This is a genomic window from uncultured Boseongicola sp., assembly GCF_937988555.1.
Classification (GTDB): Bacteria; Pseudomonadota; Alphaproteobacteria; order Rhodobacterales; family Rhodobacteraceae; genus Boseongicola.
In genome coordinates this window covers 1-15,394 of the sequence record NZ_CALJXO010000170.1, presented here as the reverse complement: position 1 = coordinate 15,394, position 15,394 = coordinate 1, and the positions used below count along the sequence as shown (strand labels likewise).

General features: G+C 56.2%; 16 protein-coding genes and 3 pseudogenes. 14 read left to right on the top strand and 5 right to left on the bottom strand.

Translation table 11 applies throughout. From position 1 onward, the window contains the following. The 3 genes and pseudogenes from Q1B15_RS09315 to iolB form a co-directional block, all read left to right on the top strand. Positions 1-167: pseudogene (locus Q1B15_RS09315) on the top strand (sugar ABC transporter ATP-binding protein); the annotation flags it as partial. Further along, positions 151-396: a hypothetical protein gene (locus Q1B15_RS09310; protein WP_299753282.1), complete on the top strand. Its 246-nt coding sequence runs from the start codon at positions 151-153 to the stop codon at positions 394-396. The pseudogene Q1B15_RS09315 and the gene Q1B15_RS09310, both read left to right, overlap by 17 nt. Before the next feature lie 636 nt (positions 397-1,032). After that, positions 1,033-1,842, top strand: a complete 810-nt coding sequence (iolB, locus tag Q1B15_RS09305; protein WP_299753280.1) for a 5-deoxy-glucuronate isomerase — start codon at positions 1,033-1,035, stop codon at positions 1,840-1,842. Positions 1,843-1,851: 9 nt separating this feature from the next. Here iolB and Q1B15_RS09300 read toward each other — a convergent pair whose 3' ends face one another. Further along, on the bottom strand, positions 1,852-2,877 hold the full coding sequence (locus Q1B15_RS09300; RefSeq protein ID WP_299753278.1) for a LacI family DNA-binding transcriptional regulator: 1,026 nt from the start codon (positions 2,875-2,877) through the stop codon (positions 1,852-1,854). A gap of 84 nt (positions 2,878-2,961) precedes the next feature. Between Q1B15_RS09300 and Q1B15_RS09295 the strand changes: the two genes are divergently transcribed. Together Q1B15_RS09295 and dusA are read left to right on the top strand one after the other, a co-directional pair. Continuing rightward, on the top strand, positions 2,962-4,143 hold the full coding sequence (locus Q1B15_RS09295; protein WP_299753276.1) for a phytanoyl-CoA dioxygenase family protein: 1,182 nt from the start codon (positions 2,962-2,964) through the stop codon (positions 4,141-4,143). Between the two features lie 78 nt (positions 4,144-4,221). Beyond that, a complete protein-coding gene (dusA, locus tag Q1B15_RS09290) occupies positions 4,222-5,223 on the top strand; it encodes a tRNA dihydrouridine(20/20a) synthase DusA (protein ID WP_299753274.1) in 1,002 nt (333 codons plus the stop codon). A 73-nt stretch (positions 5,224-5,296) separates the two neighbouring features. Here dusA and Q1B15_RS09285 read toward each other — a convergent pair whose 3' ends face one another. After that, positions 5,297-5,725, bottom strand: coding sequence for an Rrf2 family transcriptional regulator (locus tag Q1B15_RS09285; RefSeq protein WP_299753272.1), 429 nt, complete (start codon positions 5,723-5,725; stop codon positions 5,297-5,299). 80 nt (positions 5,726-5,805) lie between these two features. Between Q1B15_RS09285 and Q1B15_RS09280 the strand changes: the two genes are divergently transcribed. Together Q1B15_RS09280 and Q1B15_RS09275 are read left to right on the top strand one after the other, a co-directional pair. Beyond that, positions 5,806-5,961, top strand: coding sequence for a hypothetical protein (locus Q1B15_RS09280; protein ID WP_299753270.1), 156 nt, complete (start codon positions 5,806-5,808; stop codon positions 5,959-5,961). Between the two features lie 2 nt (positions 5,962-5,963). Next, positions 5,964-6,413 carry a group III truncated hemoglobin gene (locus Q1B15_RS09275; protein WP_299753268.1) on the top strand — a complete coding sequence of 150 codons (450 nt, stop codon included), beginning with the start codon at positions 5,964-5,966 and terminating at the stop codon, positions 6,411-6,413. A gap of 431 nt (positions 6,414-6,844) precedes the next feature. On the opposite strand, the pseudogene Q1B15_RS09270 reads toward Q1B15_RS09275, so the two are convergent. The 3 genes and pseudogenes from Q1B15_RS09270 to Q1B15_RS09260 form a co-directional block, all read right to left on the bottom strand. Continuing rightward, positions 6,845-7,072 (bottom strand): annotated as a pseudogene (locus Q1B15_RS09270) (IS256 family transposase); the annotation flags it as partial. Positions 7,073-7,363: 291 nt separating this feature from the next. After that, complete coding sequence (glnA, locus tag Q1B15_RS09265) at positions 7,364-8,770, bottom strand: type I glutamate--ammonia ligase (protein ID WP_299753266.1); 1,407 nt, start codon at positions 8,768-8,770, stop codon at positions 7,364-7,366. 38 nt (positions 8,771-8,808) lie between these two features. Further along, entirely contained in the window at positions 8,809-9,147 is a 339-nt protein-coding gene (locus Q1B15_RS09260; RefSeq protein ID WP_299753264.1) for a P-II family nitrogen regulator, read from the bottom strand. Between the two features lie 220 nt (positions 9,148-9,367). On the opposite strand from Q1B15_RS09260, the gene Q1B15_RS23410 reads away from it, so the two are divergent. The 7 genes and pseudogenes from Q1B15_RS23410 to Q1B15_RS09230 form a co-directional block, all read left to right on the top strand. Further along, positions 9,368-10,036 (top strand): NAD(P)H-hydrate epimerase, encoded by a 669-nt coding sequence (locus Q1B15_RS23410; RefSeq protein WP_366141697.1) that lies wholly within the window; start codon positions 9,368-9,370, stop codon positions 10,034-10,036. A gap of 41 nt (positions 10,037-10,077) precedes the next feature. Continuing rightward, entirely contained in the window at positions 10,078-10,932 is an 855-nt protein-coding gene (locus Q1B15_RS23405) for an NAD(P)H-hydrate dehydratase (RefSeq protein ID WP_366141696.1), read from the top strand. A gap of 212 nt (positions 10,933-11,144) precedes the next feature. Then, on the top strand, positions 11,145-12,359 hold the full coding sequence (locus tag Q1B15_RS09250; RefSeq protein ID WP_299753262.1) for a cyclopropane-fatty-acyl-phospholipid synthase family protein: 1,215 nt from the start codon (positions 11,145-11,147) through the stop codon (positions 12,357-12,359). Positions 12,360-12,366: 7 nt separating this feature from the next. After that, positions 12,367-12,807: a TrgA family protein gene (locus Q1B15_RS09245; protein WP_299753260.1), complete on the top strand. Its 441-nt coding sequence runs from the start codon at positions 12,367-12,369 to the stop codon at positions 12,805-12,807. Continuing rightward, a complete protein-coding gene (locus Q1B15_RS09240) occupies positions 12,804-13,922 on the top strand; it encodes an NUDIX domain-containing protein (RefSeq protein WP_299753258.1) in 1,119 nt (372 codons plus the stop codon). Before Q1B15_RS09245 ends, Q1B15_RS09240 begins: the two co-directional genes overlap by 4 nt. Positions 13,923-14,010: 88 nt before the next feature. Next, entirely contained in the window at positions 14,011-15,039 is a 1,029-nt protein-coding gene (locus Q1B15_RS09235; RefSeq protein ID WP_299753256.1) for a cysteine synthase A, read from the top strand. 144 nt (positions 15,040-15,183) lie between these two features. Further along, positions 15,184-15,394: pseudogene (locus Q1B15_RS09230) on the top strand (alanyl-tRNA editing protein); the annotation flags it as partial.

Sequence of the window (15,394 nt, the reverse complement as noted above, 5' to 3'; positions counted from 1 at the left end):
GCGTCGGTCGCGCGCTGGCGGTTGGCGATCGGTTTACTGTTTTGAACAGGGGTAAGACACTGGGCACGGCTCAACGCGGCCAGATCACGCCAGACGAGCTTCAAGATCTGATGGCTGGTGGACAAGAGCTGGCCACGCTGGAAGGTAGCCTTGGCGGTACGGTCTGAGCCTATTCTGACAGCGTATGAACATCGCCACGTTTCGTGGCGGTTTTTTATTTCCGACCTTTGTCTTGCGGTTGCCTGGTCCGATGCTTCGCTGAAGTCTTCCGAGATCCTGTCTGCGTTGGCCAGGATCGCCAAGCGCTTAAGCCAAGACGTCTGCGAGACGGCGCGCGATTTGCCTGCCAGCGGGCGTGCCATCGATGATCTGACCGATGGGGCCATTCCGGTGTAAGCGGGTCGCGGACATCCCGGCGTCAACCAGGATCGCGTACGTTGGTCTGGACACTGAAACCCCAGGGCGGACGGCGGCGTATCTTCTGGTGCAAGTGCTGCCCGAGAGCCATTGTGCCTTGTGCTTTCAACACGAAGTCACACCCAGTTTTTGGGGAAAAAAAGAATGTACCACAGCCATTGCGGAAACTCTGGCACTCCACTGCCTTAAACTTGCGGTCTTGTGACGTGGCCAGCGCGGCACTGATCGAGTTTTGACCTTGAAGCATGAAATGGATTTCATCGCCAAGTATGGACACGATGTCAGAAAACTCCGGGATAGGTGGCCGTGGCCAGACCTGCAAAGTACCCTGTTGTTGCATCTGATCTATGTCACGAATTATGCTTGAAAGCGCCTGAACATCTGGGTCTGCGCTTGTTGAAAACCGAAGGCTCGCAAGGTTGCCATTTTGGACATCAGGTGATTTGGAATCCCGAACGTCAACAGCCCCTAGTTCTCGCATTTAATTTGAGATACCGACGGATAGTGGGGACAGGATAGGAAAGAGATGGAAGAGAAACAGTTTAAGAAGATTTACACCCGAGGGCCCGAAGCAATGATGCGGCCGGAGCGGCTAGGCCCGATCGGCGGCCTGGTGTGAGTAAACTTCTGGTCAAACCGATTGGAACCTCTGGTAAGGTCCACTCCATTACACCAAAAAGTGCGGGCTGGGGCTATGTCGGCTTCGCGCTCTACCATCTCTCTCCCGGGGAGATCGCTTCAGGGTCAACCCTTGACCTTGAGGCGATCCTCGTTTTGGTGGAGGGCCGCGCGACGCTGACTGTTGGTGACGCCGACTTCGGCGAGATGGGCGACCGCATCTCAGTTTTCGAAAAAACACCACCGCATTGTGTTTATGCGCCCGGCGATACGATTTGGACTGCCACGGCCACGACAGATTGTGTGTTGGCGGTGTGCACGGCGCCCGCCAAAGGTGACTATCCCGTTCAAAGGCTTGGTCCCGAGGGCATCGAACTCACCCCCCGTGGTAAAGGTCAAAACCAGCGCTTCATCAACAACATCGCAATGGAGGCCCGTGACGTCGCCGGCAGCCTTCTTGTTACAGAAGTCTTCACACCGCCCGGCAACTGGTCGTCTTACCCAAGCCACAGGCATGACGAAGACGACCTCCCACGCATGACGTATCTCGAAGAAACCTATTACCACCGCCTGAACCCCGCACAGGGGTTCGGCGTGCAGCGGGTCTACACCGAAGACGGTAGCCTTGATGAGACGATGGCCGTGCAAAATGGCGACGTGGTCCTTGTCCCCAAAGGTCACCACCCCTGCGCCGCACCATATGGTTATGAGATGTACTATCTGAACGTCATGGCAGGTCCTTTGCGCAAATGGCGCTTTGAAAACGACCCGGCGCACGACTGGATTGCCCAACGGGACGCCGACTGAAAGTGAACCTCAAAGCGACTGCGGCTGATTGAAGGGCGTCACGATCTGGATGTCGCTGATCAGCCGCTCTTCTGGCCGGGGACCAAGCCCGTGCAGTCCCGCGATCGCCATGAAAATCTGTCGAAAATCACTGGTCAGATCATGGTGCAGCACAAAGCTTAGTTTTCCATCGGCAAGAAGCGCGCGGTTCTCGGCGTCCAGATCATGGGCGATATAGGGCAGGTTTTCGATACCGTTTTGGCGCAGTACCTCCAAAGTGGCCGCGTTTGCTCCACCCATGCTGTAAACACCTGCAAGTTGAGATGTCTGAGATACGGCAGAATCAAGATGTTCGGGCATTGTGCGCGAAAGACCACCGCTTCCGCTGACGTCTATCACGTGAAGGTCTGGACAAAGTCGGGCGAGCGTTTCGCGAAACGAATGGAACCGCTCAGCTTCTCCCGAAAACGCTTCTTGGCTGCGCGTTGTAATCACTGTGCCCTTGGTTCCGCGCCTGGTATTACCTAGGAGATAGGCGGCGGTGCGCCCCGCGTTGGCATTGTCGAGCCCTGCATAGGCGTGACGGCGGCAATCTCGGACATCCGTCACCAGTGTGATGACCGGAATGCCCTTCCCGACAAGGCGGTCAATCGCGTCGCGCACACTCGGTACATCACGTGCTTTAAGGCAGACGCCCTGACTGCCACGGCGCGCGATGCTGTGGAGGCAGGATGCCATTTCGGCGTCGCCCATCAAGTCATACATCTGAAAACGCGGACGAAACACACCGATCCCGATGCTTGGCAAAACGGATTCTGCGGCATCCCGAACCACGTTCGCAAATCGCTGTGGCGCCTCGACGACAACATCGACGAACAAGCGCCGTCCGCGGGCTGTAAGCTGTTGTTCCTGCCGCGCAAGTTCGTCCATCGCCACCCGCACGCGGTTTCGTGTCTGCGGACTTACGTTGGCTCGGTCGTTCAAAACACGATCGACGGTTGCGGGGCCAAGCCCCGATTGGCGAGCGATTTCTTTGATCGGAAAGCGATGCGTCATTGATGGTTTCTTGATGGTTTTTTTGGGAGAAATCAAGGAGCGGTGGGCGTATGCTTGGTTCACGATACAGAAGGATACACGATCATGAACGAGCCTACTGACCGCTCCACCGGATTTTACGCCGCAGAACTTTGCGATTTGATCGAGTTCAAGGCAATCACTGCGCGCGTGGTTGATATGACCGACATCCCACATGCCAGCGGCGCGCCCAAAAAAGTGCCGCTCTACGACATGAATCGCCTTAAAGAGATGCTGGCCGAACCAGAGCAACGCCGCGTCCTGATGGTGGAATGGGCCAAAATCCTGCTCAGTGGACCTGGCGTGTTCGTTCTGAAATCCGCCTGCACTGACCTTGCAGCAATTGATGCGGCAACGGCTGTTTTCAACGACGTTATCGCGGCCGAAAAAGCCGGGGCAGGCGGAGGGGCCGACCACTTTGCAGCCGCGGGCTCGAACGATCGCATCTGGAATTCACTGCAAAAGTTGTGCGAAGCCGCTCCGCAGGTCTTTGCACACTACCACGCAAGTGCCGCCATTGATGCGGCGTGCGAGGCGTGGCTTGGCCCCAATTATCAGATGACCGCGCAGGTGAATCTGGTGCATCCCGGTGGCCAGCCGCAACAGGCGCATCGTGACTACCACCTTGGTTTTCAGTCGGCCGAAATTAGCGCCACATACCCCGCTCATGTCCATGATCTTTCGCCCTTGATGACGCTTCAGGGTGGCATCGCGCATTGCGACATTTCAATTGAAAGCGGGCCGACGAAGCTATTGCCTTTCTCGCAGACCTATCGTCCGGGATATGCCGCCTGGCGACGCGACGATTTCCGCGCCCATTTCGAGGAAGCCCACGTCCAGCTTCCCTTGGCAAAAGGCGACGCTATCTTGTTCAGCCCGGCGCTGTTTCACGCCGCGGGCGCGAACACGACCGCGGACGTCCGCCGCATGGTGAACCTTTTACAAATCTCGTCACCTTTCGGTCGCGCGATGGAAACCATCGACCGCACTAGGATGTGCAAAACGCTGTTTCCAGTCCTGTCGCGGGCCTGGCAAACGGGCGAGATCAACGAAGCCGCCCTTGATGCGGTGCTATCGGCTACGGCCGAGGGATATTCCTTTCCCACCAACCTTGATCGCGACCCGCCCGTGGCAGGGCTTGCACCGCTGACCCAAAAAGCCGCGATGAAACAGGCGATTATGGCGGACATTTCGCAATCTGAATTCGAGGCCACTCTTGATCGGCAGGACGGTGCGCGCCGCGCCTGACGCGCCTTGCCTTCCATTTTCGCGCAAGGGCGACTACATCGCCCCTGAAAGCAATCGCGCGACAAGAGAGACACCGGTATGACCGCCATCCCTATCGAAAAGGCCGCCCGCCTGTCTGTCGCGCCAATGATGGATTGGACGGATCGTCATTGCCGGTATCTCCATCGTCTGCTGAGCCGCCACACGCTGCTTTATACCGAAATGGTCACAGCGCCTGCGCTGGTGCGGGGGGGGGCCACCCATCTTCTGACTTACCATGCCGCCGAACACCCTGTGGCGCTGCAACTTGGTGGCTCTGATTCGGCTGAACTGGCGCAAGCCGCGCGAATCGGGGCAGGCGAGGGTTATGACGAGATAAACCTTAATGTCGGCTGTCCTTCGGACCGTGTACAGTCGGGCGCGTTCGGCGCTGTTTTGATGAATTCGCCCGATCTTGTGGCAACATGCGTTGGCGCCATGATCGAGGCCGTGGACGTGCCCGTCACGGTCAAATGCCGCATCGGTGTCGACGAGCAGACTCCGGAAACGGTGCTTCCGGAGTTCCTTTCACGCATCCGCGAAGTCGGCGTGACCCGCGTGGCGATCCATGCCCGCAAAGCCTGGCTTCAGGGCCTAAGCCCAAAGGAAAACCGCGACATCCCACCTTTGGATTATGACCTTGTCCACGCGATGAAAGCGGCCTTTCCGGACCTCCATATATCAATCAACGGTGGCATCGAAGGGCTTGACCAGGCCCAAGATCACCTTGCGAGGGGGCTTGACGGCGTGATGATCGGCCGCGCGGCGTACCACACGGCTTGGGACACGCTTTCGCGCGCTGATAGCACGATTTTTGGCGCGGTTGATCCTTTCGATACTCGGCATGATCTGGTCGAAGCCATGGTGCCATACATCGAAGCCCACATTGCTTCCGGAGGTCGCCTGCATAACGTGTCGAGGCATATGCTGGGGCTGTTTCAGGGGCGTCCGGGCGCGCGCGCATGGCGCCGCGTGCTGTCAGAGCGCGTGCATTGCGATGGGGTCGGGGTTGATGTTCTGCGCGACGCGTTGGGTCAGGTGCCACACGGCGTGGCTGCATGAGGCCCCTGTCGCAATAGGTGTTTGGCGCTCACATTCATCCCAACGTGCCAGAAGCTGAAAGTCAGTTGATCAGTTACGCAAACAGCAATGCCGCAAGTGCCGTTCGCGATCGGGTCACGTCAGCGAGTGTATAGCGATCCAATGTGGCAAAGAATGCCTCCTGAGCCCGCGCCAGAGGTTCGCGCAACCCGCAGGCAGGTAGGATAAGACAGGACTTGTCGGTCCCGAAACACTCGACCACCGGGTCATTGCGCTTCATGGCGCGCACAACGTCACCCACAAGGATATCTTTCGCCGGACGCGCAAGCGTGAGACCGCCGCTACGCCCTCGCTCGGAATTCACAAAACCCTCGCGCGCAAGTCTCGTTGCGACTTTGGAAAGATGGTTTTCTGACAATCCATAGAGTGTCGCGATCTCAGAAGTCGGCACCCTGGCAGGCGCCCGGATAGCCAAGGTCATCAGAACGCGCAGGGCGTAATCGGTGAATTTATCCAGTTGCATGCTCAATATTTAGCATTTGCAATGCGTAATTTAAAGCGCTAGATAATGCGCATATTAAATACGCATTAAGGAGTGACCCCATGACGTTGTCAGAAGCATTTCTATGGCCCGGAACCAAAGCTTGCGAACGCCTCGGGGTTGATCCGAAAGGCGAGGCGGGTCTGATCCGCTGGATGGTCAACACACTTGTCTATCTCGTCGTGAGCCTGATCGTTGTCTGGGTCGTTGTGGTTTGACGATGCCACTGCGCATCCCAGTCACGGAGGCGCAGATCGACAAGGTTGTCGCGGAGTTTTACACCCGTGTCCGAGCGCACCCGGCGCTTGGGCCAGTCTTTACCGCGCATGTCCCAGACTGGCCGAAGCATGAAGAAAAGATTGGGCGGTTTTGGCGTAACGTGCTGTTGTTGCAGCGCTCATATGACGGCAACCCGATGCGAATCCACGCGGCCGCGGGGAACGTGAACTCGCAGCATTTCCCGGTTTGGCTTTTGCTGTTCGATACGGTGCTGGAACAGGAACTGCCGCACCAACCGGCGCGGGCGTGGTCCGCACTTGCCCACCGGATTGGGCGCGGGTTGAGTTACGGGCTTGCGTCGGAAAGCGGCAAAGTGGGCGTGCCAGACCTGACGGTGACCGGATGCAAAATTCCTCTTGTTTCGGCGGAGGCCGGAGAATGGAGCACGTGAAGCATTCTCCCGCCTGATTTAATGGTCCGGCTGATGACACGCCCGAAATCCGGATATGCCGTTGTGCAAGTCCAACGGCGTTCTTACACTTTATGCAGCAATGTAGCGCTCTTTCCTCTTGGCTAGGCTTGAATAAGGCGCTGAACATCCGTTCACTGCGAATTCAGGAGAGAGACGACAAATGAACAAATAGATCACGGAATTCTTAGGTACATCTATATTGGTTTAATTGGCTGCGGATCAGCGGTTATTGCCGGCCCTGATATTGGTTTGACGGGTATAGGCTTTGCATTTGGCTTGGCGCTTATCGGTATGGCTTACGGGATTAGCCCCTTTATAAGGTTGCCATATTAACCCAGCAGTTTCGCTTGGTATGGTGGTGGCAGCTCGGATGAGAGTTATTGTCGAATCCGGTGTTTGAGGATTGTGGGTCATGCGGCGATCTGGTCGTTTTGTGTGGTTTCAATTCCGTCTTTGAATTTGACGCCTGTGATGACTTTGGCCAGATAGTCGAACCCGCGTAACCTTCGCCAATTTTGTTCGGCACATTGCCCCAGCTTGAACATCATGTGCAGCATGCCATCGCGGGTGAGGCTGCCTTTTGAACGTTTGGTTCTATGCCGGATTGTGGCGAAGGCGGATTCAAATGGATTGCTGGTGCTGCGTTCAGGCCTCAGTTCAAATTAACTTCTGATTCGTTGGGACCACCGGATCACTGCGTCCATGCGGTCCGGACCTGACGTTTTGGTTCCGGTTTTCCGCCTGCGGGCGAGCTATTACCCGCGCTGCGCGCTAATCAATAGGTTCGATAGCGCGGCGGGCTTTCAAGCGCAGAGGTGCTCTGACTGTGCGTATCGTTCCCACCGCGGACGCCTAAATAAATACGTCGGGCCGACGAAAAAAGGACGCCCCAAGCGGAGCGCCCTCTCTCAAATTCACAACCGCTCCGATTAGCAGCTGTAGTACATTTTGAACTCAATCGGGTGTGGTGTGTGTTCGTAGGCGTAAATCTCTTCCCACTTAAGGTCCATGTAGCCTTCGATCTGGCTTTTGGTGAACACATCGCCCTGAAGCAGGAAGTCCATGTCGGCTTCAAGCTCTTCCATAGCCTCGCGCAAGGACGCGCAAACCGTTGGAATACCTTCCAGCTCTTCTGGAGGCAGATCGTACAGGTCTTTGTCCATGGCTTCGCCCGGATCGATCTTGCTTTTGATGCCGTCAAGACCGGCCATAAGCAGCGCCGCAAAGCACAGATATGGGTTTGCGGACGGATCAGGGAAGCGAGCCTCGACGCGCTTTGCCTTCGGGTTTTCAGCCCATGGGATACGAACACAACCCGAACGGTTGTTTGCCGAATAGGCACGTAGAACCGGTGCTTCAAAGCCTGGGATCAGACGCTTGTAGCTGTTGGTTGATGGGTTAGTGAACGCGTTCAACGCTTTGGCGTGCTTCAGAATACCGCCGATAAAATACAGCGCTTCCTGAGACATGTCGGCGTATTTATCGCCTGCAAACAGAGGCTTGCCGTCTTTGAAGATAGACATGTTCACGTGCATGCCGGTGCCGTTGTCGCCCGCGATCGGCTTTGGCATGAATGTCGCTGTCTTGCCGTAGGCATGCGCCACTTGATGGATCACATACTTATACTTCTGAAGATGGTCGGCTTGCTCGGTGACCGACCCAAAGATCAGGCCAAGCTCGTGCTGACAAGACGCCACTTCGTGGTGGTGCTTGTCGACCTTCATACCCATCCGTTTCATTGTCGATAGCATCTCGGAACGAATGTCCTGTGCGTCGTCAATTGGTGGAACAGGGAAGTAGCCGCCCTTAATACCCGGGCGATGGCCCATGTTGCCCATCTCGTAGTCGGTGTCGGTGTTCCATGACGCGTCGATCGCATCGACCTGGTAGGAGACTTTGTTCATCTCAACCGAAAAACGCACGTCGTCAAACAAGAAGAACTCGGCTTCCGGACCCATGTAGGCCACATCGCCAATGCCCGAAGACTTGAGGTATGCTTCTGCCTTTTCAGCCGTGCCGCGCGGGTCGCGATCATAGGCTTCACCGGTGTCAGGCTCGACGATCGAGCAATGTACCGCGATCGTTTTTTCAGCAAAAAACGGGTCCATATACGCCGACGACGCATCTGGCATCAGCTTCATGTCAGACTTATCGATCGACTTCCAACCGGCAATGGATGATCCGTCAAACATGAAGCCTTCTTCAAGGAAGTCCTCATCGACCTGATCCGCCATGACCGTCACGTGCTGCAGCTTGCCGCGCGGATCGGTAAAACGGATGTCGACGTATTCGACATCTTCATCCTTGATGGTTTTCAACATGTCCTTGTTGCTCATAGGTGCGACCCTTTTTCTCTGATCTAGTAAGTTTTAGTTTACAGCGCTTCTTCACCGGCTTCACCGGTTCGGATGCGAATGGCTTGGCTGACGTCCGACACAAAGATTTTGCCGTCGCCGATTTTGTCTGTTTTTGCTGCGTCGATGATCGCTGCAATGGCGGCATCGACCTGATCGTCTGCAAGGACGACCTCAATTTTCACTTTGGGCAAGAAGTCGACGACGTATTCCGCACCGCGGTACAATTCTGTATGGCCCTTTTGGCGACCAAATCCCTTGACCTCCAAAACGCTCAATCCTTGCACGCCAACTTCTTGGAGTGCCTCCTTTACCTCGTCCAATTTGAACGGTTTGATAATGGCCTCGACTTTTTTCATTGCTACACTCCCTTACAGCGCGTTTTCTAGGGTGAGACCATGCAGTGCGACCGGCCACAACGTAAGGGCGGGGTGCGGTTGGGTGGCCTCGCGACATTGCACTTATTATGCTTAATATTTGCGCATGTCGCACAAAAAAAGGACGTAATTGAATCGCGCGCGTGATCCCTTGCGTCTGGCCGGGTGATTTCCGACAAAGATGACAAATGGAGGCAGGCTCATGACGGACCCCATAACATCCGCCGAGATGCGCGCGATAGAAACGGCGGCAATAGAAAGCGGCGCGGTGACGGGCCTCGAGTTGATGGACCGTGCAGGCAAAGCCGTCGTGAAGGCCATTTTCGAGACATGGCCCGAGCTTTTGATGCAGCCGCGTCGCGTCGGTATTCTGGCGGGGCCGGGCAACAATGGTGGCGACGGATTTGTCATCGCCAACCGCTTTCGCGACTACGGCTGGGACGTCGAGGTGTTCCACTATGGCAGCATCGACGCCATGCCACAGGACGCCAAAACCAATGCGATCACTTTTGCATCGACCGGCGGCGTCGTCTCACCGCTGATCCCGTTTGAAGGCCGCGATATGCGCTTTGCTGATCCGCCCACGGATGTTTGGATCGACGCGGTGTTCGGCATCGGCCTTACCCGCCCATTGCCAGACGTCGTCGCCGCCGCCTTCAACGCCATCGCCTACGAGCGCAACTGGCAAGCCAACAAACTTGTCGCCGTCGACATCCTAAGCGGCATCGACGCGGATACTGGCGAACGTCTCACCACATTTCCCCTGAAACCTGATCTCACCGTCACTTTCCACGCCCCGAAACTGGGCCACACAAAAGGAGAGGGCGCAAGCATGGTCGGCAAACTCATTGTTATGGACATTGGACTGTAAGTCTTTGGGTCCAGAAAATCCCCGCCGGAGGCATAAAATTCATGGAACTGACCGAGATCACCGCGCAATCGCTCCGCCTCGGCGCGCTCTCAAAATCCGCGGATGCCCACAAATATGCACACGGCCATGCGCTTGTTCTGACCGGTGGTCCAGGCAAGACAGGTGCGGCGCGGCTGGCCGCGCGTGGCGCTTTGCGGATCGGTGCGGGACTAGTAACCCTCGGGTGTCCCCGTTCGGCGCTGTACGAGATTGCGACGCATTCAACCGCGATTATGTGTCGCCCGCTTGATGGCGCGCCAGGGCTGACCGAGGCGCTGGAAGATGCGCGCTTGAACGTGCTTTGCCTTGGGCCAGGACTTGGTCTTGGACCAGACACGCAGGCGATGGTTCTGGCGGCTCTGAAGGCCAAGCGTGCGACCGTTTTGGACGCAGATGCGCTCTCGCGTTTTGAACGCAACGCGGATGTGCTCTTTGCGGCGCTGCATCCCGGCTGCATCCTGACGCCGCATACCGGTGAATTCAGGCGGCTCTTCCCCGATCTTGCCGAAATGCTTCAGGCCGGCACTCAAGTTGACGCAGTTTGCGCGGCGGCGGCGCGTGCGGGCTGCACTGTCTTGTTGAAAGGTCCCGAAACAATTGTTGCCGATCCCGCAAGGCAGGCGGTTATCATCAAATCAACCGGCGAGGCGGCGGCCCCTTGGCTTGCAACGGCGGGCTCTGGTGACGTGCTTGCCGGTTTCATCACCGGATTGATGGCGCGCGGGATGCAGCCCCTTGAGGCTGCGGGGACTGGCGCATGGCTCCACGCCGCCTGTGCGCGCCACTTTGGACCGGGACTGATTGCTGAAGACCTTCCCGAACAGCTTCCGGCGGTGTTTCGCGATCTTAGGGTGTAAGGCGTAAAAGCTGCCCCAAAGCTGCGGACGCCTGCCCCGACGCAGTACCGACGTTGGTTTTGGGTGTCGAAAGCAGGATTTCTTGATCAATTTTGCTTCAGGTAACCCGACTGCATTCCAGACTGCATCCTGCCTTCAAATTAACCTTAAGAAAAGGTTGATGAATTGAATTTACGCGTTAGTTTTTATGTGACGTCATCAGGGGATTGGTCATGACGCCACTGACAGCACTTGAAGGTCAAAAGGATCTTCCGCGTTACTTTTCAACTGCTTACTCACTTGCGGGCAAGCTTCAAAACGGTCGGATGGATTTTCATCTGGATGACGGGCGTGTTTTCCGTGTCGAGGGTCTGAATCCGGGTCCAGTTGCCGAATTGCACATCCATAATCCGGACGTCTTCGCTCGCCTGATCCGAGAAGGAGATCTTGGGTTTTCAGAGGCTTACCTTGAAGGTTGGTGGTCAACGCCTGACCTTCAGGCGTTCATGGACGTGGTCCACGAAGACAACGATGACCTTTACTATAGTTTCCGCGGCATGGCCGTGGTGCGCGCCTTCGAACGGATGCGCCACTGGATGAACAACAACTCGAAAACGCAGGCCAAGAAGAACATTTCGCGTCATTATGATCTGGGTAATGATTTCTACAGTCTCTGGCTTGACGACACGATGACGTATTCGTCGGCACTGTTTAAGACCGGTCAGGAAGACATTGAAAAGGCTCAGGAACAAAAATACGAAAGCATGGTCGACCAGATGGGCGTTCATCCAGGTGACCACGTGCTTGAGATCGGCTGCGGGTGGGGTGGCTTTGCTGAATATGCGGCGGGTCAGCGCGGTTTAAAGGTCACAGGGTTAACGATATCGCAAGAGCAATATGACTATGCTGTCGAACGCATGGTGCGCGCGGGCCTTTCCGACAAGGTTGACATTAAGTTGCAAGATTATCGCGACGAAACCGGGGTTTATGATGGAATTGCTTCGATCGAGATGTTCGAAGCGGTCGGTGAAAGGTACTGGCCGGTCTATTTTGACACGCTTCGCGAACGCTTAAAGCCGGGCCGTTCGGCGACGCTTCAAATCATTACTGTGGAAGACCACCGCTTCGAAGTCTACCGAAAAGGTGTTGATTTTATTCAAAAATATGTTTTCCCGGGGGGCATGCTTCCGTCTCCGGCTGTCCTTACGGCCGAAGTAGAAAGGGCGGGTCTGCGCGTTCTGCAGTCCATCGAGTTCGGCGAAAGCTACAGTCAGACATTGCGAAGGTGGCACGAGACTTTCAACGCAAGATGGGAAGAAGTAAAAACGTTGCGCGGATTCGACGATCGCTTCCGAAGAATGTGGAATTTCTATCTAACCTCTTGCGCTGCGGGCTTTCACGCCGGAAGTATTGACGTAACTCAGATTACGGTCACTAAACCGGGATAACAAAACGATGCCCACGGGCGCAAAACTTATTGGCGCGATGATCTTTGCCGCGCTCGCGTATTTTTTGACGGATCTTGTCAAACCTCTTTTACCGGAAGGGTCGCGGCTTGGCTGGTTCGCTCCGGTGAACGGCTTGATAGGCTTCATTATGGGCTGGACCATTTTGGGAAGGCGCGCTGGAAAATCTTATCGGCATGCATTCGGCTATGGCTTTACAACGCTTGCAGCGACGGTTTTCTGGTCCTTGCTTTGCTGGGCAGGGTACGAAATGCTCGGCCGCTCAATGAAGCTCTATTATGATGGCCCTGTTGAGGCTCTTCAGGAAATGGCGCAACTCTTTGTAGGATACGCGAAAATCGCGGCCGTCCAGGATGTAGTCCTCCCAGCGATTGTTGGAACCGTCTTCGTATCCTGGTTCACAGAGTTCTTTGCACGACGCTGGTCGTGACGTCGCATTCAACGGTTTTCCTATACGGGACGTTGTGCGACCTTACGCTGCTTGAAATTGTCGCTGGAGAGGCGGTGTTTGCGTCGCCTGCAACCCTTGGCGATCACGCCGTGTTCTGGGCCAAGGACCAGTCGTTTCCAATCATTGTCGAAGCCGATGGCGAGACTGCCGAGGGGATTTTGGTTGAGATCAGCGCAGCCGCCAAAGCGCGGCTTGATTTCTATGAAGTTGGGTTCGGGTATTATCTTTTGCCTTGCACAGTAGTGCAGGGGGAAGCCGAAACGGCTGCCGAGGTCTATTTCGCCGAGCCCAGACGCTGGACGCCCGGTGCCCTATGGTCTTTAACCGATTGGCAATCCAAGTTTGGCATCCTGACCCGTGAGGCCGCACGCGACTATATCGGCCTTTATGCGAATAAAACACCCCAGGAGGCCGCGCAGTTATTCGGCCAGGTACGCAATCGCGCGGCAAGTCGTTTGAGGGCACGCATGTCGCCTTCGCCCTCGGCTTTTGATCCATCACCAACACGCGAAGATGTGGCGATCAAGTCAAGCCATCGACCATTGATGGATTTCTTCGACGTTGTAGAGGAAACACTGCAATTCCAGACCTTTGCTGGTGGTCGCAGCAACGAAGTTCAGCGTATTTCTCTTTTGGGGGGCGATGCGGTTACGGTGCTGCCCTATGATCCCGCAACTGATCAGGTGCTGGTCATTCGACAGTTTCGTCACGGTGCATTCAGCCGAGGCGACGCAAACCCTTGGTGTGTCGAACCTGCCGCAGGGCGCATTGACCCTTTTGAGACACCGGAAGATGCAGCGCTACGCGAGCTTCGCGAAGAGACCGGAGTTGTGGCGCGCGATCTGCATCGCATCGCCAGTTATTACCCTACACCTGCAGCAGTCAGTGAACACCTGACCAGCTTCGTTGCGACGTGCGATTTAAGCGGGAAGGACGGCCACATCGGGGGATTGGCTGGCGAAAACGAGGATATCATGTCTCACGTCATTCCGTTCAGTTTGTTGATGGACTTGGTGCAAAGCGGCGCTGCAAACACGGGCCCTTTGGTGTTGTCGGCGCTTTGGCTTCAAAACGAACGCCATCGGCTTGGCTAGCAGCTGTGCTCGTCGGCGGGCAGCACTCCATTGAAACCTGCTGTGCGGCCCCTTAGGACGGTGCGCAACACTGATAGGAGCTGCCCTCATGCATGTGCGCGCTGATCTTGCCGAAGCCGTTGGCAACACACCCCTGATCCGTCTGCGAGGCCCGTCCAAGGCCACGGGGTGCGAAATCCTTGGGAAGGCCGAATTTCTGAACCCCGGCCAGTCAGTTAAGGACCGTGCCGCGCTTTATATTATCCGCGATGCGGTGGCGTCCGGCAGGCTGCGCGCCGGTGGCACGATTGTCGAGGGGACGGCCGGGAATACTGGCATCGGTCTTGCGCTGGTTGGGGCGTCGATGGGCTTCAAGACGGTGATTGTGATCCCTGAAACGCAAAGTCAGGAAAAAAAGGACATGATCCGCCTTTGTGGCGCGGAGCTTGTCCAAGTCCCTGCTGTTCCTTACAAAAACCCAAATAACTATGTTCACTATTCCGAGCGTCTTGCCGCCAGGCTGGCCGAGACCGCGCCGAACGGTGCTATTTGGGCGAACCAGTTTGACAACACAGCAAACCGGCGCGCCCATGTGGAAATGACCGGGCCGGAAATCTGGGATCAGACCGATGGTTCGGTTGACGGGTTTGTTTGCTCTGTTGGTTCCGGCGGAACCTTGGCGGGTGTGGGCGAGGCGTTGCAGCCCAAAGGCGTGAAGGTCGCGCTATCTGATCCTGACGGGTCGGGGCTTTATAAACTTTATACAGGCAAAGACCCGGCTCCGGGCGATTCCATCACTGAAGGCATCGGGCAGGGGCGTGTGACCGCAAACCTTGAGGGCTTCACACCAGATGACGTCTACAAAGTGAAAGACGTCGAGGCTTTGCCGATTGTGTTTGATTTGCTGCGCGATGAGGGGCTTTGCCTTGGGGGCTCGTCGGGCATCAATGTGGCCGGCGCGATGCGGATGGCTCGTGACATGGGCCCGGGGCATAATATCGTAACTATTCTGTGCGACTACGGTAGCCGCTATCAGTCAAAGCTGTTCAACCCGGCATTCCTTCGGTCAAAGAACCTTCCTGTCCCTGACTGGTTGGACGGTGACGAGCGTATCTTGCCATCTGTGTTCAAGGGCTAAGCTATGATCGAGCCGCTCTTTCGGGACGCTTATTTTTAGACCCCGCCCGGGCGGGTTGTTGTGGTCACGGTTCTTTGTGGGATCGTTCTTGATCACTCCATTTTCAATCCAACTCGCCGCGGTTAGTCACGTGATTCCGGGTTTTTGTCTAAGAATGGGATTGAGATTGCCACGATCGTTAAGGAAGAAGATGGCGCAATCGCCTTCTGGCCCGCTGCAGGCGCGAAACTACCGCCCGTCGGCTCGGAAGTCATCCAACAATTGGATCGGGGTAAACGATTTGGATACAAGCGGATACACACCACAATTCATATTTTATCTGTGACGATTCCATTGCCTGTGACCGGGGGGGCGA